We start from the raw sequence: 24404 nt of genomic DNA on the forward strand, positions 1-24404 counted from the left end.
ACCTCATCGCATCCCCCGGCCGATTCCGCGGGCGGAGCCGGTCCCGACGGATCGGTCATGCTGTCCGAGAGTGACGTCAAACTGCTCGAACGGGCGATCTACGAGGTGAAACGGGTCATCGTCGGGCAGGACCAGCTCGTCGAGCGCATCCTCGTCGGACTGCTCGCGCGTGGGCATATTCTCCTCGAGGGCGTCCCGGGTGTCGCGAAGACCCTGGCCGTGGAGACCTTTGCGACCGTGGTGGGTGGATCCTTCTCCCGCGTCCAGTTCACCCCCGACCTGGTGCCGACCGACCTCATCGGTACCCGGATCTACCGGCAGGGCAAAGAAGAGTTCGACACCGAACTCGGTCCGGTCGTGGCCAACTTCCTGCTCGCCGACGAGATCAACCGAGCTCCCGCCAAGGTGCAGTCCGCGCTGCTCGAGGTCATGGCCGAGCGGCACGTGTCCATCGGCGGGACCACCTATCCGATGCCGGATCCCTTCCTGGTGATGGCCACCCAGAATCCTATCGAGAACGAGGGCGTCTATCCGCTGCCGGAGGCGCAGCGCGACCGCTTCCTGTTCAAGGTGCTCGTCGACTACCCCTCGGTCGAGGAAGAACGCGAGATCGTCTACCGGATGGGCAACGTCGCACCGACCGCGACGCAGGTCCTCGATCCGGAGACGATGATCCGGCTGCAGCGCACGGCCGCCAACGTCTTCGTGCATCACGCACTCGTCGACTATGTCGTCCGGGTCATCAACGCCACCCGGCGTCCTGCCGAGCTCGGCCTGAGCGAGGTCGCGGCATGGCTGTCCTACGGTGCCTCGCCGCGTGCGACCCTGGGCATCGTCGCCGCCGCCCGCGCCCTGGCACTGGTGCGAGGCCGCGACTACGTGGTCCCGCAGGACGTCGTCGAGATCGTGCCCGACGTGCTCAGGCACCGCCTGGTCCTCAGCTACGACGCCCTCGCCGACGAGGTCGACGCAGATCAGGTGATCACCCGAGTCCTGCAGACCGTGGGGCTGCCGCAGGTCGGTGCACAGCCGGTCACGCCTGGGCCGGTACCCGGACAGCAGCCGACAACTCCTGCGCCGCAACAGTATCCGGGACACCCCAACGGCGCCGCGGTGAACCAGACGCCACGGTATGCCGGCCAATAGCGATCTGCCGTCGCTCGGTGCCGGCCTGTTGTCCGAACCGCAGCTGACCGCTGCGCTGAAGACACTCGAGCTGACCGTGCGGCGCAAGTTGGACGGCGTCCTGCAGGGCGAACATCTCGGTCTCATCCCCGGTCCCGGCTCCGAGCCGGGCGAGGCGCGTGCGTATCAACCCGGCGACGACATCCGGCGGATGGAATGGTCGGTCACCGCGCGGACCACCCACCCCCACGTGCGGCAGATGATCGCCGACCGCGAACTCGAGACGTGGCTGGTGGTGGACGCGTCTGCCAGCCTCGACTTCGGCACGGTGAACTGCACCAAGCGCGACCTCGCAGTCGCTGCTGCCGCCGCGATCGTCCACCTCACCTCCGGTGGAGGAAATCGACACGGTGCCATCGTCGTGACCGGCGACCAGCTGGTGCGGATACCGGCCCGCGCCGGCCGCGCCCATGCCCAGAACCTGCTGAAGGCGCTCGCGACCACCACCCGCTCGTCGAGCGGTGTGCGCGGTGACCTGCACGCGGGTATCGAAGCGCTGCGGCGACCACAACGCCGCCGCGGACTCGCGGTGGTCATCAGCGACTTTCTCGGACCGATCGACTGGGAGCGGTCTCTGCGGGCCATCGGCGCGCACCACGAGTTGCTCGGCGTCGAGGTCCTCGATCCGCGCGACCTGACGCTGCCGGATGTGGGTGAGGTGAGTCTGGCCGACGCGGAATCCGGTGAGGTGCGCGACATCACGGTCACCCCCGCGGTGCGGCGCGATTTCGCCGCTGCGGCCCGCGATCATCAGCTGAAGGTGCATCGCACCATCCGCGGTTGCGGTGGTCCGGTCTTGAGTCTGCGGACCGATCGGGACTGGATCACCGACACCGTCAAGTTCGTCGCGCAACGTCGGCGCGGTCTGGCCGCCGGGGTCGGGTGAGGCGCGGGTGTCGATTCTCGCCAGCCCGTGGTGGCTGCTGCTGCTGCTCGTCGTGGCCGGACTGGCCGCCGCCTACGTCTACGTCCAGCGATTGCGCCGCAAGCGTGCACTGAGGTTCGCCAACCTCGACCTGCTCAATCAGGTGGCGCCGGCCCAACGCAACCGCTGGCGTCACGTACCGATCGCGCTTCTGCTGGTGGCGCTCACCCTGCTCGTCGTCGCGGTGGCCGCACCACAGGCCGACCGCCGGGTGCCGCGCAACAAGGCGACGGTGATCCTGGTGATGGACGTGTCGCGGTCCATGAACGCGACAGATGTCGCACCGTCGCGTATACGTGCCGCGCAGGACGCCGCCCGGACGTTCGCCGACGAACTCACCGACGGCATCAATCTCGGTCTCATCTCTTACGCGGGTACCGCCTCGACCCTGGTGTCCCCGACACCGGACCACAACGCGACGAAGGCCGCGGTGGACAAACTGCGCCTCGATGACCGCACGGCGACCGGCGAGGGGATCTTCGCGGCCATCCAGCAGATCAAGACGCTCAACGCCGTGCTCGGCGGAGACGAGGCGGCGCCGCCCGCGCGGATCGTGCTGCTGTCCGACGGCAAGGAAACCGTTCCCGACGACCCCGACGACCCGCGCGGTGCGTTCACCGCCGCGCGCAAGGCGAAGGAGGAGAAGATCCCGATCTCGACGATCTCCTTCGGCACCATGAACGGAACCGTCGATCTGGAGGGTGATCAGGTGCCGGTGCCCGTCGACGACGACTCGCTGCGCAAGATCGCGAACCTTTCGAGCGGCCAGTTCTTCACCGCGGCCAGCCTCGACGAGCTCAACAAGGTCTACGAAACGCTGCAGCAGCAGATCGGATATGAGAAACGCCGTGGCGACAACTCCCGACCGTGGTTGATCGCCGGTACCTTGTTGGCGCTGCTGTCGGCGTTTGCGGCATTGGCCATCAACCGGCGTCTGCCCTGAGCTCCGACGCGGCGAAATCCATCCCACGGTCCGCCCGGCGAAGACGAACGGATAAGTTGGCCACCATGGCAGACAGCAACGAAGCTCGGCAGGTCTCACGATCGGTCCTCGTGACCGGCGGAAATCGCGGTATCGGTCTCGCGGTCGCGCGGCGTCTGGCCGCCGACGGACACAAGGTGGCGGTCACCCATCGCGGGTCGGGTGCCCCCGACGGCCTGTTCGGCGTGCAGTGCGATGTCACCGACAACGACTCGGTCGAGCGGGCCTTCGACGAGGTCGCCGAACACCAGGGTCCGGTCGAGGTGCTGGTCGCCAACGCCGGCATCACCGACAACATGCTGCTGATGCGTCTGTCGGAGGACTCCTTCGAGAAGGTCATCGACGCGAACCTCACCGGTGCGTTCCGCTGTGCCAAGCGTGCGACCAAGGGTATGCAACGCGCGAAGTGGGGCCGGATGATCTTCCTCGGTTCGGTCGTCGCCACCTCGGGCATTCCCGGTCAGGCGAACTACGCGGCCTCCAAGGCGGGGTTGATCGGCCTGGCCCGATCCATCGCTCGGGAGGTCGGCTCGCGCAACATCACCGCGAATGTGGTGGCGCCCGGGTTCATCGACACCGACATGACCGCGTCGATGGAGGATCGCTACATCGAGATGGCCAAGCAGGCCATCCCGCTCGGCCGGACCGGCAAGCCGGAGGACGTCGCGGCGGCGATCAGCTTCCTCGCCTCCGACGAGGGCGGATACATCACCGGTGCGGTGCTGCCCGTCGACGGCGGTATGGGCATGGGCAACTGAGCGCATTGTGCGCCTTGCGTCGCCGACCACATCCACCAATCACCAGGAGCGAACCGTGACAGGAATTCTCGACGGCAAGACCGTCCTCATCACCGGCATCATCACCGACGCCTCGATCGCCTTCCACGCCGCGGCGATGGCCCAGGAACAGGGTGCGAAGGTCATCATCACCGGTATCCCGGAGCGGCTACGGCTCATCGACCGGATCGCCAAGCGGCTGCCGCAGGAGGTGCCGCCGGCCATCGGACTCGACATCACCAGCGAAGACGACCTCGCGGCGCTCGCCGGTCGCATCTCCGAACACGCACCCGAGGGCATCGACGGGGTGATGCACTCCATCGCGTTCGCGCCGCGCACGCTGATGGGACCCGATGCCAAGCCGTTCCTGGAGGGGCCGGGTCCCGACGCCGCGAAGGCCTTCGAGATCTCGGCATGGAGCTATGCCTCGCTGGCCCGTGCGGTGCTGCCGGTCATGAACGAGGGTGGCTCGATTGTCGGGATGGACTTCGATCCGCGGACCGCGCTGCCGTACTACAACTGGATGGGTGTCGCAAAGGCCGCTCTCGAATCGGTCAATCGGTATGTCGCGCGCGAGATGGGCACGGCCAAGCGCATCCGGTCCAATCTCGTTGCGGCGGGCCCGATCAAGACGCTGGCCGCGAAGGCCATAGCCGGCACGGCGACCGACGACGCCAAACAGCTGAACATGTTGAACACCTACTGGGACGGCGCCTCGCCGATCGGGTGGGACGTCGAGGATCCGACCGTGGTCGCCAAATCCGTCTGCGCATTGATGTCCGATTGGCTCCCGGGTACCACCGGCTCGATCGTCTACGTCGACGGTGGCGCCAGCCACAACACGTGGTTCCCGGAGAATTTCACCGGCCAGTGACGACACCGGCAGGCGCTTTCGACGCCGTCCTGTTTCTCAGTTTCGGGGGACCGAACGGTCCCGACGACGTGATGCCGTTCCTGGAGAACGTCACCCGTGGCCGCGGTGTGCCCCGGGAGCGGCTGGCGGAGGTGGCCGAGCACTACCTGCACTTCGGCGGGGTGTCGCCGATCAACCGACTCAACCTCGACATGATCGAGGCGCTGGGCGAAGCGCTGGCGGCGCGCGGGTTTTCGCTGCCGGTGTACTTCGGCAATCGCAACTGGCATCCGTTGGCGGAGGACGCCGTCGAGGCGATGTATCGCGCCGGCCACCGTCGGGTGCTGGTGTTCCCGACGTCGGCCTGGGCGGGATACTCGGGCTGCCGCCAGTACCACGAGGACATCGCCCGCGCGATCGACGCGCTCGCGCAGCGCGTGCCGGCGAGTGTCGCCGACGACCCGATCCTGCTGCGCAAGATTCCGCAGTACTGGGACAACGACGCGATGGTGGCGGCGGGGGCGGATGCGATACGTCGCGCCCGCACCGCACTGCCCACAGCCGATGTGGCACCGCGACTGGTGTTCACGGCCCACTCGATCCCGTTGTCGGCGGACCGGGCGGCAGGCCCGGCTGCCGACGGAGGCGGTCTGTACTCGCGACAGGTCGCCGCCGCCGCGCACGCGGTCGCCGCACGTGCCGGCTATCAGCAGTTCGACCAGGTCTGGCAGTCGCGTTCGGGTCCACCGCAGGTGCCGTGGCTCGAGCCCGACATCTGTGATCACCTGGAAACCCTGCCTGCGCAAGGGGTTCGCCAGGTGATCGTGCAACCGGTGGGCTTTGTGTCGGATCACCTCGAGGTGGTCTGGGACCTCGACAACGAGGCCGCCGAGACGGCGCAGCGTCTCGGATTGGCCTATGTCCGTGCCGATACGGTCGGCACCGACCCGCGTTTCATCGAGATGATCGCCGATCTGGTGGCGCGATATGCCGACGGCGGAGGGGATCTCACCGCTCTCGGGTGCGCGGACAACGGCCGGACATGTCGGCCGGAGTGCTGTGTGCCGGCCACGCGGCCGATGTCGCCGGCTCCCTGAGCGGCGGCGCGGTGGGGAATCCCGCCGGACTACCCGGGGGCCACGTATTCGCCGATCACCTGATTGACCGCGGCTGCCCGGGCCGATCGGGCCATCGCGGCGAGGCGGCGCAGGCCGGCGTCGGCCAGCTCGACATGTCCTGCGGTCACACCGAATGTGGGAGCCTGCGCCCCGGCGAGGGTGACGATCGCCTCCACCCGTGCTGCCGAGTCGATCACCCTGCTCGCCCGCGCGTCATCGTGGGGTGGCAGGGCGATCTGGTGTCGCGCGGTGAGCGTGGCCAAGGCCGAGCGCAGAGCTGCCGGACTCAGCTTCAGCCCGCCACTGCCCAGTGCGCCGACGATGTCGGTGGTCTCTCGGATCGCTTCGCGCAGATCGTATTCGATCTGCCCCAGGGATTCGGTCGAGGCTGCCGTCACGAGGCACTCGTAGCGGTACATCGACCATCGGCACGTGTCGCCGACCAACTCTGGTACCAGGCCGAGCGTGGTGCCCTCGGCCCGGTCGACCAGCAGGATCTCCCCGGCGGACAGGGCAGCGGCGGTGGCCGGCGCCGGCGGCAGTCCTTGCGGGTCACCGGCGGTCGGCAGCCGGACGGAGAATCGCTCGCCGCGGCGAAGCAGCGCCAGGAGTCCGAGGCGCGCGTGTTCGTCGTCGGCCCGCGCGGCGTCCGTGGTGTCGACGACGTCGTGGCGATCAGCGAAGTCGCTGAGGGTGTCGGTGACATCGTCGGGTGCGCAGCGGCCCGCCAACCACGCCGCGGTCCACGAGCCCAGCGCACAGCCGGGCCACGCGGGTGGTCCCGGGGCGATGAGGTCGGTACTGGTCATGGCTTCTCCACGATAGGCGAGTCACGGCTTGGCAGCGGACCCGGCGTGCCCGCACCGAATCGGCGGCGCGGGGTTCTACGGTGGCTCATCGTGAGCGAAGACCGATATGGACGTGATGTGCTGGCGAACCCGCGCCGCACCAGGCCCCGGGCCCCGGAAGTCGCCGCCGACCGCGACCTCGTCGTCGAGGACGCGGCGTCCGGATTCTGCGGTGCGATCGTGGGACTGGAGAAGAGCTACTCCGGCGACCTCGTGCGGCTGGAAGACCGACACGGCGCGACCCGCGTGTTCCTGATGCATCCGGCGGCGTTCCTGATCGACGGTCGGCCGGTGACCCTGGTACGGCCGCGCACCCGCGGGCCGCAGACCGCGGCCAGGACCGCGTCCGGGTCGCGTTCGGCTCCGCGAATGCGGGCGCGGACCGCACGGGCCAGTCGGATCTTCGTCGAGGGCGTGCACGATGCCACTCTGCTCGAACGGGTCTGGGGCGACGATCTGCGCGCCGAGGGCGTGGTGGTCGAGAGCCTGGATGGGCTCGACAATCTCGCGGCGACGCTCGACGAGTTCGGTCCCGCGTCGCATCGCCGCGCGGGAGTGCTCGTCGATCACCTGGTGGCCGGTTCGAAGGAGATGCGTCTGACCGGCGACGTGGGTGCCCACGTGCTGGTGTGTGGCCATCCGTTCATCGACGTCTGGGAAGCGGTGAAGCCCAGTTCGGTCGGCATCAGCGCCTGGCCGCAGATACCTCGCGGAGTCGACTGGAAGACCGGCATCTGCACCCGGTTGCGGTGGGGGACGCCGCAGGACGGGTGGCGTCGGGTGTTGTCCGGGGTCCGGGACTATCGCGACCTGGAGGTGGACCTCCTGCGGTCGGTCGAAGAACTCATCGACTTCGTGACTGCAGCCGACGGCGACCGCTGAGTCACGACCCGATTCGGACAAACTGGACAAAGTGCGGTGTCTGGCACACTGGAGACATGACCGCACTGCTGTGGTTGGTGGCCGCGATGCTCCTCGTGATCGCCGAGATGTTCGTCGGCGATCTGGTTCTTCTCATGCTCGGGGGAGGTGCGCTGGCCACGGCGGGTGTGAGCTTCGCGTTCGACACGCCGATCTGGGTGGACGGCGTCGTGTTCGCGGTCACCTCGGTTTTGCTGCTGGGGGTGGTTCGTCCGGTCGCGCGGCGGCACATGCTCAATCGACCCGCGGTGCTGACCAACACCGAGGCCCTCGAGGGGCGACATGCGGTGGTCACCGAACGCGTCGACGAACACGATGGCCGGGTCAAGATCGGCGGTGACGTGTGGTCCGCCCGCACACTCGATCCGGGCGAGGTCATCGAACCGGGTATGGAGGTCACCGTGGTGCAGATCGACGGTGCCACCGCAGTCGTATGGAAGGGTTGACATAGCTCATGGAGTACATCGGACTGATCGTGCTGGCCGTGCTGGTGCTGCTCGTGGTGGTGGTGCTCGCGAAGTCGGTGGCGCTGATCCCGCAGGCCGAGGCGGCCGTCATCGAACGCCTCGGCCGGTACACCCGAACCGTGTCCGGCCAGCTGACGCTGCTGCTGCCGTTCATCGACCGCATCCGGGCCCGGGTGGACATCCGCGAACGTGTCGTGTCGTTTCCGCCGCAGCCGGTGATCACCGAAGACAACCTCACCCTGTCCATCGACACCGTCGTCTACTTCCAGGTGACCAATCCGCGGTCGGCGGTCTACGAGATCGACGACTACATCGCCGGCGTGGAGCAGCTGACCATCACGACGCTGCGCAACGTGGTCGGCGGCATGACACTCGAGGAGACCCTCACCTCCCGCGACTCCATCAACGGCCAACTGCGCGGCGTCCTCGACGAGGCGACCGGCCGTTGGGGGCTCCGGGTGGCCCGCGTGGAACTGAAGAGCATCATGCCGCCGCCGTCGATTCAGGAATCGATGGAGAAGCAGATGAAGGCCGACCGGGAGAAGCGCGCGACGATTCTCTCGGCAGAAGGCCAGCGGGAATCGGCCATCAAGACCGCAGAAGGTAACAAGCAAAGCCAGATCCTGGCGGCCGAGGGTGCCAAGCAGGCCGCGATCCTCGGTGCCGAGGCCGACCGCCAGTCGACGATCCTGCGGGCGCAGGGCGACCGGGCCGCGTCGTATCTGAAGGCACAGGGTGAGGCGAAGGCGATCGAGAAGACCTTCGCCGCGGTGAAGTCCGCCAAACCCACGCCGGAGCTGCTCGCATATCAGTACCTGCAGCAGCTGCCCGAGATGGCCAAGGGTGAGGGCAGCAAGGTGTGGGTTGTCCCAACGGACTTCGGCTCGGCCCTGCAGGGGTTCGCGAAGTCTTTCGGAGCCCGGGGCGAGGACGGTGTGTTCCGCTACGAGCCCACCGCCGACGAGCCATCGCCGATCGACGAATCCGAGACCGAGGACTGGTTCTCGCTGGCGTCGGACCCGAAGGTGGCGCAGGCGGTCGCCGAGGCCGAGGCCGTGGCACGCAAGCCGGTGGCACCCGAGGTGACCGCGCGTGCGACGCGTGCGCTGTCCTATGAGACGGACCGACAGTCGGGCGCCGCGACGCCCGCCACCTCCGATGGTGGCGCAGCAGGTTCCTAAACCGCCCGCAAGGGGCCGCGAGCCGGATGAGACCCCCGGTGGCCGACAATCACTCGCGTCGATCGGGCTCCGGAGGGTCCGACACCGGCAGCCGGGCGTCGAGGATCAGTCCGGTGATGCCCACGGCGAAGAAACAGGCGCTGAGCGCAAGCAGCAACGGGTTGCGTTGTCCGGCCATCGCGTCGCCGAGCAGGACCACGGCCGCGGTGCCGGGTGCCATGCCGACGACGGTGGCCAGTAGGTAGGGGACGGCGCGCACCGACGACAACGCCGAGCAGTAGTTCGCCACCGAGAACGGGCAGGCGGCGATGAGGCGCAGTGAGCCCACGGCCAGCCAGCCCCGCCTGCTCAACCGATATTCCACCGAGCGAACCACCGGCTTGGTGAGGTAGGGCCGCACCCGCTCGCGTCCGATCGTCCGCACCAGCCAGAACGAGACCAATGCCGACACGGTCGAGGCGATCATCGCGCCGGTGATCCCGACGACCGGGCCGAAGAGGATTCCCGACATCACGGTGAACGGGGACCGGGGGATCGGTGCGATGGTGATGACCGCGTAGGCGCCGAAGAACGCCCACACGAAAGCCGGCCCGAGGCCATCGCCCCATGTCCGTACCGCGGCGATCGAGGGGATCGGAATGAGATAGGAACTCACCAGGACCACCGCAACGATCGCGGTCAGGGTGAGCGCGGGACGCACCACACGCGGATCGATACGGCGACGACGTGCCGAGCCCACTGCCACGTCGTCGTCGGGCGGGCGCCGGTTGGCGGCGGTGACAGGCTCGGGAGGCACCGGGACACTCTACCCGCGACCTGGGCGTGTGCCTTGTCACAACAGACCACCCGTGTGGGCCGAGCGAGCGTTCGGCTAAAGTCGGGTACGCGCTCGACCCGAGCATCACGGAGGTGCCACGCCCCATGTCGCAGACCACTGCGTCGACATCCGACCGGCCCGACCGGCCGCTCGATGAGGTCTATCAGTCCTGGTCGGAGGCCGCTGCCGCGGTGGTGGCCAAGTCTCGACGGAGCACCGTCGAGGAGTTGCCGGCCACCGCTGAGGAACTGCTGTCCACCGACACCATCGACGGATTGCGCATCCGTCCGCTCTACACCCGCAAGGACGAGACCGCGGAGGCCGGCCTGCCGGGCGGGTTCCCGTTCGTCCGCGGCGCCGACCCGGATCGCGACGTCACCCTCGGCTGGCGTGTCACCGAGCGCTTCGGCGACGACGACACCCCGGCGGCCGAGGTCAACCAGCAGATCCTCGAAGCGCTGGAGAACGGCACCAGCGGACTGTGGCTGCGCATCGGTGGTGCGCTGAACGCCGACGACCTCGCGACCGTGCTCGATGGCGTCTACCTCGACCTGATCCCGGTGACCCTGGACGCCGGCGCCGACGGCCTCGCCGCCGCCCGGGCCCTGCTCGCGCAGCGTGCGCGGGCAGTGGCCGCACCGCAGGCCGCGGCACCCACCGCCGCCACCGTCACCTCGCTCGGTCTCTCGCCGCTGACCGCCGGGTTCTCCGGTCGGCCAGACGTGGACACCGCCGACGCCACCGCCCTCGCCGCCGAGGTCGGCGCCGGTGTCCGTACCTTCCGTGTCGACGGCACCGACTTCGCCACCGCAGGTGCGGACAACGGACTCGAGCTCGCGCTGGTCGTCGCCGCTGCGGTCACCCACCTGCGTGACCTGACCGCGGCCGGAATGTCGGCGTCAGACGCGCTGGGACAGATCACCTTCGCGGTCTCTGCAGGCGATGACCAGTTCGCGACGATCGCGAAATTCCGTGCCCTGCGCAAGATCTGGTCGCGGATCGCCGATGTCGTCGGCGCGCCCGATGCCGGTGCGGCGCTGACCCACGGTGTCACCGATCTGTCCATGCAGACCCAGCGTGATCCGTGGGTGAACATGCTGCGCACCACGATCGCCGCATTCGGCGCGGGTGTCGGCGGCGCCGACCAGGTGACCGTGCTGGGCTTCGACGCCGCGATCCCCGCCGACCGGCGTACCTCGAGCGCCACGTTCTCGCGACGGATCGCCCGCAACACCCAACTGCTCCTGCTCGAGGAGTCCAGCATCGGCCGGGTACTCGACCCCGCCGGTGGGTCCTGGTTCGTCGAGTCCCTGACCGACGAGATGGCGGCCAACGCATGGGCGGTCTTCGGCGAGATCGAGACCGCCGGCGGCTATCGCAGCGTCCTCGAATCCGGCTGGATCGGCGACCGCGTCGGCGCCTCGCTGGCCCGCCGCGACGACTCCGTCGCCCACCGCACCATCGCCGTGACCGGTGTCAACGAGTTCCCGAACCTGGACGAGAAGCCCCTGGGCGCACCGTCCGCGGACGCCGCCGACGTCCCGCTGGGCACCCCGCGACTCGCCCGCGTCGGACGGGTGTTCGAGGAGTTGCGGGATCGCTCGGATGCGGTCCTGGCCGAGACAGGCGCGCGACCGGCGGTGTTGCTGCTCCCGCTCGGATCGGTCGCCGAGCACAACGCGCGGACCACCTTCGTCGCCAATCTGTTGGCGGCCGGCGGGATCTCGGCGATCAACCCGGGACCGCTCACCGCCGATGGGATCGCGGATGTGGTTCGCGAGCACAGGACCCCAATCGCGGTGCTGTGCGCGAGCAAACAGCGCTACACCGACGACGGCGCAGCCGCACTGGCCGCCGCGCGAGCCACCGACCTGTCGTCGGTGCTGATGGCCGGACCGGACAAGGAATGGCCCGACGGCGACCGACCAGATGGCGCGCTACGCATCGGCATCGATGCCGTCGCCACCCTGCGCGGACTTCTCGATCAGCTGACCCACGCATCGGCGGGAGCAACGTCATGACCCAGACCGAACCGACCAGTGCCGCCGAGGACTTCGGTGGGGTCCCCAGCTTCGCCGGCGTCGACCTCGACTCGGCCGCTGCGCACGCCGACACCTCCGCGGTGTCCGCGATCGAACGCCTCGCGCAGGCCCACGGGCAGTCCGTCGACGAGATCACCTGGAGCACTCCGGAACAGATCGATGTGGCGCCGGTCTACACGCGTGCCGACCGGGATTCGGTGACCACCGACGCGGAGCATCCCTACCCACTGGACTCCGTGCCCGGTGAGGCGCCGTTCATCCGTGGCCCGTACCCGACGATGTACGTCAACCAGCCGTGGACCATCCGGCAGTACGCGGGCTTCTCGACCGCCGCAGAGTCCAACGCCTTCTACCGCCGCAACCTGGCCGCCGGCCAGAAGGGGTTGTCGGTGGCGTTCGACCTGGCCACCCACCGCGGCTACGACTCCGACCATCCGCGCGTCGCGGGCGATGTCGGTATGGCCGGTGTCGCCATCGACTCGATCCTCGACATGCGTCAGCTGTTCGACGGTATCGACCTCGGCTCGGTGTCGGTGTCGATGACCATGAACGGTGCGGTGCTGCCGATCCTGGCGCTGTATGTCGTTGCGGCAGAGGAACAAGGGGTGCCGCCGGAGAAGCTCGCCGGGACCATCCAGAACGACATCCTCAAAGAATTCATGGTCCGCAACACGTATATCTATCCGCCGAAGCCCTCGATGCGGATCATCTCGAACATCTTCGAATACACCAGTCAGAAGATGCCGAAGTTCAACTCGATCTCCATCTCGGGCTACCACATCCAGGAGGCCGGTGCGACCGCCGACCTCGAGTTGGCCTACACGCTGGCCGACGGCGTCGAGTACATCCGTGCCGGACTCGAGGCCGGACTCGACATCGACAAGTTCGCACCGCGGCTGTCCTTCTTCTGGGGCATCGGCATGAACTTCTTCATGGAGGTTGCCAAGCTGCGCGCGGCGCGTCTGCTGTGGAGCGAGTTGGTTGCCGAGTTCTCTCCGAAGAATCCGAAATCGCTGTCGCTGCGCACACATTCGCAGACCTCCGGCTGGTCGCTGACCGCGCAGGACGTCTTCAACAACGTGGCGCGCACCTGCGTCGAGGCGATGGCCGCAACCCAGGGCCACACCCAGTCGCTGCACACCAACGCCCTTGACGAGGCCATCGCGCTGCCCACCGATTTCTCGGCCCGGATCGCGCGCAACACCCAGCTGCTGCTGCAGCAGGAATCGGGCACCACCCGCTCCATCGACCCGTGGGCCGGCTCGAACTACGTCGAGTGGTTGACCCATCAGCTGGCGCAGAAGGCCCGCGCGCACATCCGTGAGGTCGAGGAGACCGGCGGGATGACGCAGGCGATCAACGAGGGCCTGCCCAAGCTGCGCATCGAGGAAGCAGCTGCCCGCACCCAGGCGCGGATCGACTCCGGTCGTCAGCCCCTGGTCGGAGTGAACAAGTACCAGGTCGCCGACGACGAGGAGATCGAGGTCCTCAAGGTCGAGAACTCGAAGGTGCGCGCCGAACAGTTGGAGAAGCTGCAGCGGTTGCGTGCCGACCGCGACGAGGCGGCCGTGCAGGCCGCGCTGGCCGACCTGACCCGGGCCGCGGCATCCGACGAGGGTGGGCTGGAGAACAACCTGATGGCCCTGGCGATCGAGGCCGCCCGCCACCAGGCGACGGTCGGCGAGATCTCCGAGGCGATGGAAAAGGTCTATGGTCGCCACCAGGCGGAGATCAAGACCATCAGCGGGGTGTATCGACATGAGGCGGGCGAGGTGAAGAGCGTCGACGCGGCGACCGAGGTCGTCCGGCAGTTCGCCGATGCGGAGGGCCGTCGGCCTCGTGTGCTGGTCGCCAAGATGGGTCAGGACGGCCACGACCGCGGCCAGAAGGTGATCGCGACCGCGTTCGCCGACCTGGGTTTCGACGTCGACGTGGGCCCACTGTTCGCCACCCCCGAGGAGGTCGCCGCCCAAGCCGCGGACAATGACGTACACGTCGTCGGCGTCTCCTCGCTCGCTGCCGGTCATCTGACCCTGGTGCCGGCCCTCAAGCAGGCGCTGGCCGACGTCGGCCGCCCCGACATCATGATCGTGGTCGGCGGCGTCATCCCGCCCGGCGACTTCGATGAGCTGTACTCGGCCGGAGCGTCGGCGATCTTCCCGCCGGGCACTGTGATCGCCGACTCCGCGGTGGAGCTCGTCACCAAGCTGGCGGCCGGTCTGGGACACGAGCTGGCCGGGGTCGCCGCCGAGTGACGTCCGACGGTAACGGCGCTACGGCAGCGGCACGGCGGCGTATCGACGTCGATGCGCTCGAGAAGGGTGTCCTCGAGGACCGGCGTGCCGATCTGGCACGGGCGATCACGTTGGTGGAGTCCACCCGAGCCGATCACCGTGCGGCCGCGCAGGAATTGCTGTTGCGGCTGACGCCGCGGTCGGGGCAGTCGTTTCGGGTCGGCATCACCGGTGTGCCGGGGGTGGGCAAGTCCACCACCATCGAGGCGCTCGGCATGCACCTGATCGAGCAGGGACACAAGGTCGCGGTGCTCGCCGTCGACCCGTCGTCGACACGCACGGGAGGGTCGATCCTCGGCGACAAGACGCGCATGGGGCGGCTGTCGACGAGCCCGAACGCCTACATCCGGCCGTCGCCGACATCGGGCACCCTGGGCGGGGTCGCCAAGGCCACGCGGGAGACGATCGTGCTGGTCGAGGCCGCCGGTTTCGACGTGGTGCTCGTCGAGACCGTCGGGGTCGGTCAGTCCGAGGTGACCGTGGCCAACATGGTCGACACGTTCACCTTCCTGACGTTGGCGCGCACCGGGGACTCGCTGCAGGGCATCAAGAAAGGTGTCCTGGAACTCGCCGACGTCGTGGTGGTCAACAAGGCCGACGGCAAGCATCTCAACGAGGCCAAGGGTGCGGCGCGCGAACTGAAGAACGCGCTCAAGCTGATCCATCCACACGACGCCCTGTGGGTACCTCCGGTGCTGACGATGAGCGCGCTGGAACAGACCGGCGTGCGGGAGTATTGGAACGCGGTCTGTGACCACCGGCAGACGCTGTCGGACGCGGGCGAGTTCGCCGCCCGGCGCAACCAGCAGCAGATCGACTGGACCTGGGCGATGGTCCACGACATCGTGCTGTCCCGTCTTGCCGACAGCCCACACGTCCGGGCGATCCGGAGCGGCGTCGAGCAGCGGGTGCGCAGTGGCGACCTGACCCCGGCGTTGGCGGCCCAGCAGATCGTCGACGCATTCGACCAGCGCGACCACTGACGCCGCAGCGTCGACCGTGCGCCGTTCCTCGAACCCCCGGTCCACTGGGCGACATTCCCCGTCGACTGGAAACGGCACCAGCGACGGCCATCGGGTGAGCCGCCGTCAGGCGATCAACGGCGCGAGGGTCTGGCCGAGCACCGACACCCGGCCGGGGATGTGGCCGTTGGCCGGGGCGTTGACGGTGAATCCGTCGACGCCGGTGGTCAAGAGTTCGGCGTAGCGAGCACCGACCTCGTCCGGGTCGCCGACCACCACCGAACCCCGACGTACTCCCGCCGCCGGATTGCGTTCCAGATACGCCTCGTACTCGGCCACCGCCTCGTCGTGCGTGGGCGCCACACAGGCCGAGGTCTGCAGGCTGACCGTGATCTCCGATCGGTCGCGGCCCAGTCGGTCGCAGTGGCCGGCCAACGCCTCCAGTTTCCGGCCGATGTCCTTGACGGCGCAGATCAGGTTCGATTCGTCGGCGTACTGGGCGACCATCCGCAGCGTCTTGCGTTCGCCACCGCCTCCGATCATCACCGGGACCTTCGACAGCGGAGCGGGCACATTGACGGCCTCCCGTGCGCGGTACCACTTTCCGTCGAGACTCGGCCTGGTTCCGTCGAGCATGCCGAGCACGATCTGCAGGGACTCCTCGAGCTTCTCGAAGCGGTCGGTGAAACTGCCGAACTCGAATCCGAGAGAGTCATGTTCGAGCTCGAACCAGCCGGCGCCGATGCCGAGTTGGCCTCGACCACCGGAGACGATGTCCAGCGCGGTGATCGTCTTCGCCAGCAACGCCGGGTTGCGGTAGGTGTTGCCGGTGACCAGCGACGACAGGCGGACCGTCGACGTGTGCTGCGCGAGTGCCGAGAGTAGGGTGTAGCACTCGAACATCGGTTCGTCGGGCTCCCCGAGAATGGGCAACTGGTAGAAGTGGTCCATCACCAGGACGGTGTCGAAGCCGGATGTCTCCGCTTCGGCCGCCTGTGCGACGACGGTTCCGAACAGCTGGGCCGGCGCCACGTCGGGGTAGGTGAAGTTGGGGATCTGGTAGCCGAGTCTGGTCACACCCCGACGCTACGCCCGCACCGGGTCTCAGGGCACCGAGTCGTCCCGCAGACGGTCGATGATGCCCGGATTGTCTGATCGGGCAACGATTCTGGCGAACCCGCCGACCGTCTCGATCAGGTCGTCGAACACCGCGTCGACGTCGGTCGCCGTGGCGATGCGGGCATTGGGCTCACCCGTCATCGACCGCTCGTCGGCGACGGTCATCCCACGCGTGAATCGTCCGGTCAATTCCACGTCGACACGTGCCGGTACCGTCTCCACGATGTCGGGCGCCAACGCGACCATCACCGCGAACGGATCGTGCAGGTGGGCGAGGTAGCCCTCATCGTGCGCGTGGTGGAACTCGAAGTAGAAGCGCAGGGCATCGACCAGGTGCCGGATCACCACGTTGTCGGCCACCGAGCGCAGCCCCGGATCGTCGGTCGGGTCGGGGCATTCCACCGGATTGCTGCCGGCCGCTGCGGCGAGCAGGACGAGGTGATCGGGGGACAGCGCCACGGACTCGGTCAGATCCAGCGGGCAGACGATGGGCGGTCCGACCGCCTCGCCACCGAAGGCCGCGAACACCTCCGCGGCGGCCTCCGGATCCACCGCGACATTCCATTCCGACGTCGGGGTGGTGTTGCCGTGCACATGGAAGGCGCCGCCCATGATCACCAGACGGGCGAGTCGACCGGGTAGCGCCGGATCGCGACGGATGGCGGTCGCCAAGGACGTCAATGGTCCGGTCACCACGCCGATCAGCTCGCCCGGATGAGCGGCCGAGGCCTCGATCCATGCGTCCGCGGCGTCGACCGCACTCGGGGAAACGGTGGCCGCCGGCAGCTCGGCGTACCCGACGCCGAGCGGACCGTGGGTGTCCTCGGTCGTCATGAGCTCGGCCTCCAGCGGTGTCGGCGAACCGACATGGACCGGGACATCGGTCCGTCCGCACAGCTCGAGCCACGCCAGATTGTTGGACGTCACCACGTCGACGGGGACGTTGCCGGCGGTTGAGGCGATCCCGACGACGTCGACGTCGCGGCGGGCGAGCAGATAGAGCAGCGCAACCGAATCGTCGATGCCGGTGTCACAGTCGAAGAACAAGCGGATCACCCGTCCATTGTCGCGTGTCCGCGCCGTCGGCCACCACGAGGTGCGATGCGCCCCCGCGACCGAGATCGTGAGATTCGCCTCATCTCGTCCGGTTACGGCGAGATCACGTCGGTGGGCCGCGCGGCCGCGCTGGACATGCGGTGTTCCATCCGTACGGTCGTTGCCATGACGCCTGAACTCATCGCTTTCGAATGGACGGAGACAAATCGCGAGTGGCTGATCGAGAACCCGATTCGGATCGCCGCCTACGTCGTGGTGGGGCTGATCCTGCGCTTCGTGTTGCACCGGGTCATCGACCGGACGACGAAGCGGCCCAAACCGGCCGGCGGCGATATCGCGGTCGAATCACGCAAACCGGCGCTGATCCGACACCTGCGTGACCGCACGCCCACCGGTGCGCGGGGTGGTGCGGCGGCTGCCGAACGTCGTGCGCAGCGTGCGCAGACGATTGGCTCGGTGCTCAAGTCGACCGTCTCCATCATCCTGCTCGTCTGGGTGGTGCTGTCGATCCTCAGCGTGCTCGGCGTCAACATCGCACCGTTCATCGCGTCCGCCGGCGTCGTCGGGCTGGCGATCGGATTCGGCGCGCAGAATCTGGTCCGGGATTTCGTGTCCGGGGTGTTCATGCTCTTGGAGGATCAATACGGTGTCGGTGACATCGTCGACCTCGGTGAGGCGATCGGGGAAGTCGAGACCGTCGGGCTGCGCATCACCACGCTGCGCGACATCGACGGCACGCTCTGGTACGTCCGCAACGGGGAGATCCTGCGCGTGGGCAACATGAGCCAGGAATATGCCGTTGCGCGCATCGAGGTGCCCGTCTCGCTGTCCGCCGACATCGACCTCGCCCAGCAGGTGGCGCTGGAGGCGGCCACCGAATCCGTGGCGGCGCCGGAGGTGGCCGACGACGTCCTCGGCGAGCCCGAGATGCTCGGTGTGCAGGAGGTGTCGCCGGACATGGTGACCCTGCGGATGACACTGAAGACCAAGGCCAACTCGCAGTGGGCCCTGCAGCGGCGCATCCGCAAGGACATCCTGCGCGCCTACGAGGAGCACGGCATCGAGTTGCCCTATCCAAAGGGGCGGCTCGCCGGTCTGCTCGGCAACGGGAACGGGACCCCCTGACCCGTCGGTCGTGCGGGACGGCGACCATCCAGAGAAATGAGGGAACCCCGGTCATCGACCGGGGTTCTCTTGGTGTCCGAGGGGGGACTTGAACCCCCACGCCCGTTAATAGGGCACTAGCACCTCAAGCTAGCGCGTCTGCCATTCCGCCACTCGGACCTGCTTTCGTAGCGGGCACAACCTTAACCGAGGTTGCCCGACTATCCCAAATCCCGTAGGAGTGGGATGTGACTTCCCAGCGTGCGGGTGCCCGTGCAGTCGACGAAGTGGTCGACATCGTCAGTCAACTCATCCGATTCGACACCACCAACACCGGCGAGCCGGACACCACACGCGGCGAGGAGGAGTGCGCCAAGTGGGTGGCGCAGCAACTCGAGGAGGTCGGCTACACGACCCAGTACGTCGAGTCGGGTCGTCCCGGGCGTGGCAACGTGTTCGCCCGCCTGGCCGGGCCGCCCGATGCCGAGCGCGGGGCCCTGCTGATCCACGGGCATCTCGACGTGGTGCCCGCCGAGCCGGCGGACTGGAGCGTCCACCCGTTCTCCGGCTCGATCTCCGACGGCTACATCTGGGGCCGCGGCGCCGTCGACATGAAGGACATGGTCGGGATGGCGCTGGCGTTGGCCCGACAGTTCAAACGCGACGGGACGGTGCCGCCGCGTGAACTCGTGTTCCTGTTCACCGCCGACGAGGAGGCCGGCGGTCAATGGGGTGCACACTGGCTCGTCGACAATCGTCCCGACCTCTTCGAGGGGATCACCGAGGCGGTCGGCGAGGTCGGTGGTTTCTCGTTGACCGTGGACCGGCCCGACGGTGAGCAGCGTCGGCTCTACCTGGTGGAGACGGCCGAGAAGGGGCTGTCGTGGATGCGGCTGACAGCCACCGCGAAAGCCGGCCACGGGTCGTTCCTGCACGACGACAATGCGGTCACCGAGGTCGCCGACGCGGTGGCGCGCATCGGGCGCCACACCTTCCCGTTGGTGATGACCGAGTCGGTGAGCGAATTCCTCGCGGCCGTGGCCGACGAGACCGGACTCGACCTGCGCCCCGACGCACCGGACCTCGACACCACGCTGTTCAAGATCGGCAACATCGCCCGCATCATCGGAGCGACGTTGCGTGACACCGCGAACCCGACGATGCTCAAAGCCGGCTACAAGGCGAACGTGATCCCGCAGAAGGCGGAGGCCGTCGTGGACTGCCGGGTGCTTCCGGGGCGACAGGCCGCCTTCGAGAAGGAGATCGACGAACTGATCGGTCCCAACGTCACCCGGGAGTGGGTCACCCATCTCGACTCCTACGAGACGACGTTCGACGGCCATCTCGTCGACGCGATGAACAATGCGATCCTCGCCCACGACCCGGCGGGAAAGACGGTGCCGTACATGTTGTCCGGCGGCACGGACGCGAAGGCCTTCGCGAAGCTGGGGGTTCGATGCTTCGGTTTCGCCCCGCTACAACTGCCGCCGGAGCTCGACTTCGCCGCGTTGTTCCACGGCGTCGACGAGCGGGTGCCGGTCGACGCGGTTCTGTTCGGAACCAGAGTGTTCGAACATTTCTTGATGCACAGTTGACGAGTCGCACAGATGAGCGTGCCGCGCTCACGTGAGAAAGGTGATCCATGTCGTTCAACCCGTACGAATCACTTCCGAGTCTCCCCGGTTTCACGTTGACCTCCGAGAGCATGACCGACGGCCAACCGTTGCGGAATCAGCAGGTCAGTGGCCTCATGGGGGCCGGCGGTGACGATCTGTCGCCACAGCTGAGCTGGTCCGGATTCCCTTCGGGTACCAAGAGTTTCGCCGTCACCGTCTACGACCCCGATGCCCCGACCGCGTCCGGATTCTGGCACTGGGCGGTGGCCGACATCCCGGCGTCGGTGACCTCGCTGAGCGAGGGGGCCGGCGACGAGGGCGGGAGCGGACTTCCCGAGGGTGCGGTCACGCTGGCCAACGACGCGTCGATGAAGCGGTTCGTCGGCGCCGCACCACCACCCGGACACGGTCCGCACCGCTATTACGTGGTGGTGCACGCCGTCGATGTCGAGTCGCTGGGGCTGCCCGAGGCGGCCACCCCCGCCTATCTCGGGTTCAACCTGTTCTCGCACGCGATCGCGCGTGCCACCTTGCTCGGCACCTACGAGCAGCCCTCTGAAAACGTCTGACGCACTGCCGATTTCGTAGTACGGACCGGCGAAATTCGCCGGTCCGTACTACGAAATCGGGGATCAGGGGTTGCGAGCGGCGCTACCGACGGCGTCGGCCAGCGATGCGAAGCCTCCGGCGCGGACGCGGTGGGCGATTCCGTCGTGGATTTCTTTGGCCCACATCGGTCCTCCGTAGATGAAGCCGGTGTAGCCCTGCAGCAGACTGGCGCCGGCGCAGATGCGTTCCCACGCCTGATCGACGGTCTCGATGCCGCCGACGCTCACCAGAGTCACCTGCGAACCCACCCGTGCGTACAGACGCCGCAGGACGGCCAGGGAGCGGTCGGCCAGCGGTGCCCCGGACAAGCCGCCGGCGCCCATCGCGGCAACCTCGTCGGCCGGTGTCGTCAGACCGTCGCGGGCGATCGTGGTGTTGGTGGCCACGATGCCCGCGAGTCCCAACTCGACCGCCAGATCGGCCACGGCGTCGACGTCCTCGTCGGCGAGGTCGGGAGCGATCTTGACCAACACCGGAACCGTGACCTCGTCGAGCACGGCCTGCAGGATCGGGCGCAGCGAATCGACGGCCTGCAGATCACGCAGTCCCGGGGTGTTGGGAGAACTCACATTGACCACGACGAAGTCGGCCAGCGGGCCCAAGGTGCGGGCACTGAACCGATAGTCGTCGACGGCGTCGGCCACCGGGACGGCCTTGGTCTTGCCGATGTTCGCGCCGATGGGCACCGCAACGGGCCCCGGCCGCGGTCCGGCCAGGTGCGCGGCGGCGACCGTGGCGCCCGGATTGTTGAAGCCCATCCGGTTGATCAGGGCGCGGTCGGTGGGCAGACGGAACAGCCGGGGCGCCGGGTTACCCGGCTGGGGTCGGCCGGTGATGGTGCCGATCTCGGCGTAGCCGAATCCGAGTTGTCCCCACGCGTTCACCGTCGATGCCGACTTGTCGAAGCCGGCCGCCAACCCGAGCGGCGCGGGGAAGTCGACACCGAACACCCGCTGGCGCAACAGTGGGTCGTGGGTCGCGAGCAGTTTCGCAGTCACATCCCGAAGTCCCGGGGTGCGTCCGGTGATACCGATGAGACGGGCCGCGATGCCGTGGATACGTTCCGGGGACAGCAGGAACATCGCCTGCAACACCAGTGGGTACAGGACACGATTGACGCGACTCAGCATGCGGCCGCATCCGCGTCGGGATAGCCGGGGCCGCCGACGTCCAGCGCCCGCGCCCGGCCGTTCGGCTCTGTGTGATCGCCGCGCGACCGCGGGGGCTTGCGCCGCCGCAGCAGCACCTTGCGGGTGCCGTCGGAGTAGCGGCGGACCCGTTTGAGTTCCCAACCGCCGAACTCGGCCTCGATGGACAATCGCATCGACGCGGTCACCCGGGTCACGTCGGGCGGCAGCGTCAGCAACACGCATTCGTGTTCGTCGGTGGACACCTCCCAGCCGCGTGGGTGGCGAGATCCGAACCGGGCCTCACGCGACATGATCACCCACCGTTGTCGACGATCTGGAGACCGCCGCGCCGGGAGAGTACGTAGAGCGTGCCGGAGGTGTCGTCGACGACGATGCTGTCCGGTTGCGCGACTGCCTGGACCCGTCGCTTCTCCACGGGTTCCCCACCGGACAGGTCATAGGCCACCACCTCGTTGTTCGCCGTCGTCGACACCCACATCAGGTTGCGTTCGTCGTCGTAGTCTACGGCGTAGGGTCCGCCGGGTACCGGATACCGGAATCGCATGACCAGCGGGGATCCGAAGAATCCGATGATCTCGCCATCGCGGGTGTTGGCCACCAGCACACGACCGAAGTGATCGACCGCGGAATTGGTGGCCCCGTTGCCGGCGCGTAGGGCCGGCCCGAGGTCGCCGTCGGCGACATCGACGGGTGTGACCGACGACTGCGCGCGATCGAGGACCACCACCTGTTCGGCCGACAGATCGGCGCCGTCCGGGGACACGGTGATGTCGTCGACGCGGACGAAGCCGTCGATCTCCCGCAACGGTGACAGTTCGCCGTCGAGCACCAGGACGCGCCCGTCGGCGGTGCCGATCAGCACCTCGCCGGTCGCCGTCTGCGCCAGCGCGGTCGGATCGTCGACATCGACCTCGGTGGTCGTGACCGTGCCGTCCCCGGTGATCCGGACGGCGACGCCCGGCCCCACACCGAGGAAGGCGCCCCCGCCGGAGCCGATGAGCTGGGTGAGTTCCGGTGTGGTGGCGGGCTGGGGGTCGGCGCCGGGGTCGTCCGCCCGATAGCGCACCACGGTGGTGCCCGCCCGATCGAGTACCGCGATCAGGTCACCGGAGAGTGCGAGGCCCCGGCCGTCCGCGGGCGTGGGCACCACCAGCCCGGCGGCCGAGGTGGCCGGCCCGACAGGTGCCGGGGACGCGGTCGCCGGTGTGACAGTGGGCACATCGGGCGTCGACGGGCCGTCGGAGTTGCCGCACCCGGCCAGGATCGCGGCGGCGGCGACCAGACACAGCGCCCCGACGCGCATGCGGGGCCGGTGCACCTGCGGAGATGATCGGGGCACAGGTGTGGATCTCGGCAGACGCATGCCACCATCTTGCGTGACACCCCGGCCGACCGACGATCGGGGTCGGTGCCCCTGGTGCGCCGGATCCGCCGGTGATGCCGGGATTCGTCTCGTGTCGGCGACGTGGCGCGGTCCGAGGTTTCCCGTAGCATCTGCGGCCGTGAGCGACACCATGACGTGGACCCAGGCGATCGTGCTCGGCGCGCTGCAGGGTGTCACCGAGTTTCTGCCGATCTCGTCGTCGGGGCATCTGCGGATCGCCTCGGAGTTGATGTTCGGTGACGACGCCGGGGCCTCGTTCACCGCCGTCAGTCAGTTGGGCACCGAGGCCGCGGTGTTGGTGTACTTCGCCCGCGACATCATCCGCATCGTGGCGGCCTGGTTCCGCGGTCTCGCCGATCGCGCCGAACGCGGGCTCGACTACCGGATCGGCTGGTACGTGATCTTCGCGACGATCCCGATCGGCGTGCTCGGATTCCTGTTGAAAGACCAGATCCGCACCGTCGGCCGCAACCTGTGGCTCGTGGCCACGGTGCTGATCGTGTTCGCCGGTGTCATCTGGCTGGCCGAGCGTTACGGCACCAAGCAGCGATCCATGCAGCAATTGACGTTGCGCGACGGCCTGGTGATGGGACTGGCCCAATGTCTCGCCCTGGTCCCCGGGGTGTCGCGGTCGGGCGCGACCGCCAGCGCCGGGCTGTTCCTCGGTCTCGAACGTGAGGCCGCGTTCCGGTTCTCGTTCCTGCTCGCCATCCCGGCGGTCACCGCATCCGGGCTGTTCAGTCTCCCCGATGCCTTCAATCCGAGTGGCGAGGGTATGGAGGCGACCGGTCCGCAGTTGTTCGTCGCGACGCTCATCGCGTTCGTGATCGGGTACGCATCCATCGCGTGGCTGCTGCGGTTCGTCAGTGCCCACTCGATGAACTGGTTCGGTGCATACCGGGTGATCCTCGGACTCACCGTGATGGGCCTGCTGTCGGCCGGCGTGATCAGCGCGACCTGACACACGACCGATACCGGTCGGATGTGACGCCTA

At 68.1% G+C, this 24404-nt stretch carries 23 protein-coding genes and 1 tRNA gene; 16 read left to right on the plus strand and 8 right to left on the minus strand.

The genetic code is table 11. From position 1 onward, the window contains the following. The first annotated feature begins 57 nt into the window (after positions 1-57). The 6 genes from NWF22_RS22115 to NWF22_RS22140 all read left to right on the plus strand — a co-directional run bounded on the left by NWF22_RS22115 (position 58) and on the right by NWF22_RS22140 (position 5818). Complete coding sequence (locus NWF22_RS22115) at positions 58-1146, plus strand: AAA family ATPase (protein ID WP_233751161.1); 1089 nt, start codon at positions 58-60, stop codon at positions 1144-1146. Next, positions 1133-2071: a DUF58 domain-containing protein gene (locus tag NWF22_RS22120; protein WP_160902368.1), complete on the plus strand. Its 939-nt coding sequence runs from the start codon at positions 1133-1135 to the stop codon at positions 2069-2071. Before NWF22_RS22115 ends, NWF22_RS22120 begins: the two co-directional genes overlap by 14 nt. A 13-nt stretch (positions 2072-2084) precedes the next feature. Continuing rightward, complete coding sequence (locus NWF22_RS22125) at positions 2085-3053, plus strand: VWA domain-containing protein (RefSeq protein ID WP_258321447.1); 969 nt, start codon at positions 2085-2087, stop codon at positions 3051-3053. Between the two features lie 65 nt (positions 3054-3118). Further along, positions 3119-3850 carry a 3-oxoacyl-ACP reductase FabG1 gene (gene fabG1 / locus NWF22_RS22130; protein WP_160902366.1) on the plus strand — a complete coding sequence of 244 codons (732 nt, stop codon included), beginning with the start codon at positions 3119-3121 and terminating at the stop codon, positions 3848-3850. A gap of 55 nt (positions 3851-3905) precedes the next feature. Then, positions 3906-4742 (plus strand): NADH-dependent enoyl-ACP reductase InhA, encoded by an 837-nt coding sequence (inhA, locus tag NWF22_RS22135; protein ID WP_160902365.1) that lies wholly within the window; start codon positions 3906-3908, stop codon positions 4740-4742. Continuing rightward, a complete protein-coding gene (locus NWF22_RS22140; RefSeq protein WP_160902364.1) occupies positions 4739-5818 on the plus strand; it encodes a ferrochelatase in 1080 nt (359 codons plus the stop codon). Before inhA ends, NWF22_RS22140 begins: the two co-directional genes overlap by 4 nt. Before the next feature lie 29 nt (positions 5819-5847). Here the strand turns inward: NWF22_RS22140 and NWF22_RS22145 are convergent, their stop codons facing one another. Beyond that, positions 5848-6648, minus strand: a complete 801-nt coding sequence (locus NWF22_RS22145; RefSeq protein WP_160902363.1) for an Rv1486c family protein — start codon at positions 6646-6648, stop codon at positions 5848-5850. Between the two features lie 90 nt (positions 6649-6738). On the opposite strand from NWF22_RS22145, the gene NWF22_RS22150 reads away from it, so the two are divergent. Genes NWF22_RS22150 through NWF22_RS22160 form a run of 3 tightly spaced genes read left to right on the plus strand, consistent with a single transcriptional unit; the run spans position 6739 to position 9256 of the window. Further along, on the plus strand, positions 6739-7569 hold the full coding sequence (locus tag NWF22_RS22150) for a DUF3097 domain-containing protein (protein ID WP_160902362.1): 831 nt from the start codon (positions 6739-6741) through the stop codon (positions 7567-7569). A 56-nt stretch (positions 7570-7625) separates the two neighbouring features. Beyond that, positions 7626-8054 carry an NfeD family protein gene (locus tag NWF22_RS22155; protein WP_160902361.1) on the plus strand — a complete coding sequence of 143 codons (429 nt, stop codon included), beginning with the start codon at positions 7626-7628 and terminating at the stop codon, positions 8052-8054. Positions 8055-8062: 8 nt separating this feature from the next. Then, entirely contained in the window at positions 8063-9256 is a 1194-nt protein-coding gene (locus NWF22_RS22160; RefSeq protein ID WP_233751160.1) for an SPFH domain-containing protein, read from the plus strand. A gap of 49 nt (positions 9257-9305) precedes the next feature. On the opposite strand, the gene NWF22_RS22165 is transcribed toward NWF22_RS22160, so the two are convergent. Beyond that, positions 9306-10052: a TVP38/TMEM64 family protein gene (locus tag NWF22_RS22165; protein ID WP_160902360.1), complete on the minus strand. Its 747-nt coding sequence runs from the start codon at positions 10050-10052 to the stop codon at positions 9306-9308. A 125-nt stretch (positions 10053-10177) separates the two neighbouring features. On the opposite strand from NWF22_RS22165, the gene NWF22_RS22170 reads away from it, so the two are divergent. Genes NWF22_RS22170 through meaB form a run of 3 tightly spaced genes read left to right on the plus strand, consistent with a single transcriptional unit; the run spans position 10178 to position 15392 of the window. Next, positions 10178-12094: a methylmalonyl-CoA mutase family protein gene (locus NWF22_RS22170; RefSeq protein ID WP_160902359.1), complete on the plus strand. Its 1917-nt coding sequence runs from the start codon at positions 10178-10180 to the stop codon at positions 12092-12094. Then, positions 12091-14370: a methylmalonyl-CoA mutase gene (gene scpA, locus NWF22_RS22175; RefSeq protein WP_160902358.1), complete on the plus strand. Its 2280-nt coding sequence runs from the start codon at positions 12091-12093 to the stop codon at positions 14368-14370. The genes NWF22_RS22170 and scpA overlap by 4 nt, the downstream gene beginning before the upstream one ends. After that, positions 14367-15392 carry a methylmalonyl Co-A mutase-associated GTPase MeaB gene (gene meaB, locus NWF22_RS22180; protein WP_160902357.1) on the plus strand — a complete coding sequence of 342 codons (1026 nt, stop codon included), beginning with the start codon at positions 14367-14369 and terminating at the stop codon, positions 15390-15392. The genes scpA and meaB overlap by 4 nt, the downstream gene beginning before the upstream one ends. 105 nt (positions 15393-15497) lie before the next feature. On the opposite strand, the gene NWF22_RS22185 is transcribed toward meaB, so the two are convergent. Together NWF22_RS22185 and NWF22_RS22190 are read right to left on the minus strand one after the other, a co-directional pair. Then, positions 15498-16448, minus strand: a complete 951-nt coding sequence (locus NWF22_RS22185) for an LLM class F420-dependent oxidoreductase (RefSeq protein WP_160902356.1) — start codon at positions 16446-16448, stop codon at positions 15498-15500. A gap of 27 nt (positions 16449-16475) precedes the next feature. Continuing rightward, positions 16476-17546, minus strand: coding sequence for a nucleoside hydrolase (locus NWF22_RS22190; RefSeq protein WP_160902355.1), 1071 nt, complete (start codon positions 17544-17546; stop codon positions 16476-16478). Positions 17547-17711: 165 nt separating this feature from the next. On the opposite strand from NWF22_RS22190, the gene NWF22_RS22195 reads away from it, so the two are divergent. Then, the gene (locus NWF22_RS22195) at positions 17712-18671 is read left to right on the plus strand and encodes a mechanosensitive ion channel family protein (RefSeq protein WP_160902354.1); all 960 of its coding nucleotides are present in this window, start codon (positions 17712-17714) and stop codon (positions 18669-18671) included. Between the two features lie 70 nt (positions 18672-18741). Here the strand turns inward: NWF22_RS22195 and NWF22_RS22200 are convergent. Continuing rightward, a tRNA-Leu gene (locus tag NWF22_RS22200) sits at positions 18742-18830 on the minus strand. 68 nt (positions 18831-18898) lie between these two features. Between NWF22_RS22200 and NWF22_RS22205 the strand changes: the two genes are divergently transcribed. Continuing rightward, complete coding sequence (locus NWF22_RS22205) at positions 18899-20245, plus strand: M20/M25/M40 family metallo-hydrolase (protein WP_160902353.1); 1347 nt, start codon at positions 18899-18901, stop codon at positions 20243-20245. 47 nt (positions 20246-20292) lie between these two features. Next, entirely contained in the window at positions 20293-20835 is a 543-nt protein-coding gene (locus tag NWF22_RS22210; RefSeq protein ID WP_160902352.1) for a YbhB/YbcL family Raf kinase inhibitor-like protein, read from the plus strand. A gap of 63 nt (positions 20836-20898) precedes the next feature. Here NWF22_RS22210 and NWF22_RS22215 read toward each other — a convergent pair whose 3' ends face one another. From NWF22_RS22215 to NWF22_RS22225, 3 genes are read right to left on the minus strand one after another with little or no spacing between them, the layout of a single operon-like run. Beyond that, entirely contained in the window at positions 20899-22005 is a 1107-nt protein-coding gene (locus NWF22_RS22215; protein ID WP_160902351.1) for a quinone-dependent dihydroorotate dehydrogenase, read from the minus strand. Next, positions 21999-22316 (minus strand): DUF5703 family protein, encoded by a 318-nt coding sequence (locus NWF22_RS22220; RefSeq protein WP_233751158.1) that lies wholly within the window; start codon positions 22314-22316, stop codon positions 21999-22001. Before NWF22_RS22220 ends, NWF22_RS22215 begins: the two co-directional genes overlap by 7 nt. 2 nt (positions 22317-22318) lie before the next feature. Continuing rightward, positions 22319-23389, minus strand: a complete 1071-nt coding sequence (locus NWF22_RS22225; RefSeq protein ID WP_373691965.1) for a hypothetical protein — start codon at positions 23387-23389, stop codon at positions 22319-22321. Between the two features lie 139 nt (positions 23390-23528). Here NWF22_RS22225 and NWF22_RS22230 point away from each other — a divergent pair, with 139 nt between their 5' ends. Beyond that, a complete protein-coding gene (locus NWF22_RS22230) occupies positions 23529-24371 on the plus strand; it encodes an undecaprenyl-diphosphate phosphatase (RefSeq protein WP_160902350.1) in 843 nt (280 codons plus the stop codon). Positions 24372-24404: the final 33 nt, after the last annotated feature.

This window comes from Gordonia mangrovi, from assembly GCF_024734075.1.
GTDB classification, from domain to species: Bacteria; Actinomycetota; Actinomycetes; order Mycobacteriales; family Mycobacteriaceae; genus Gordonia; species Gordonia mangrovi.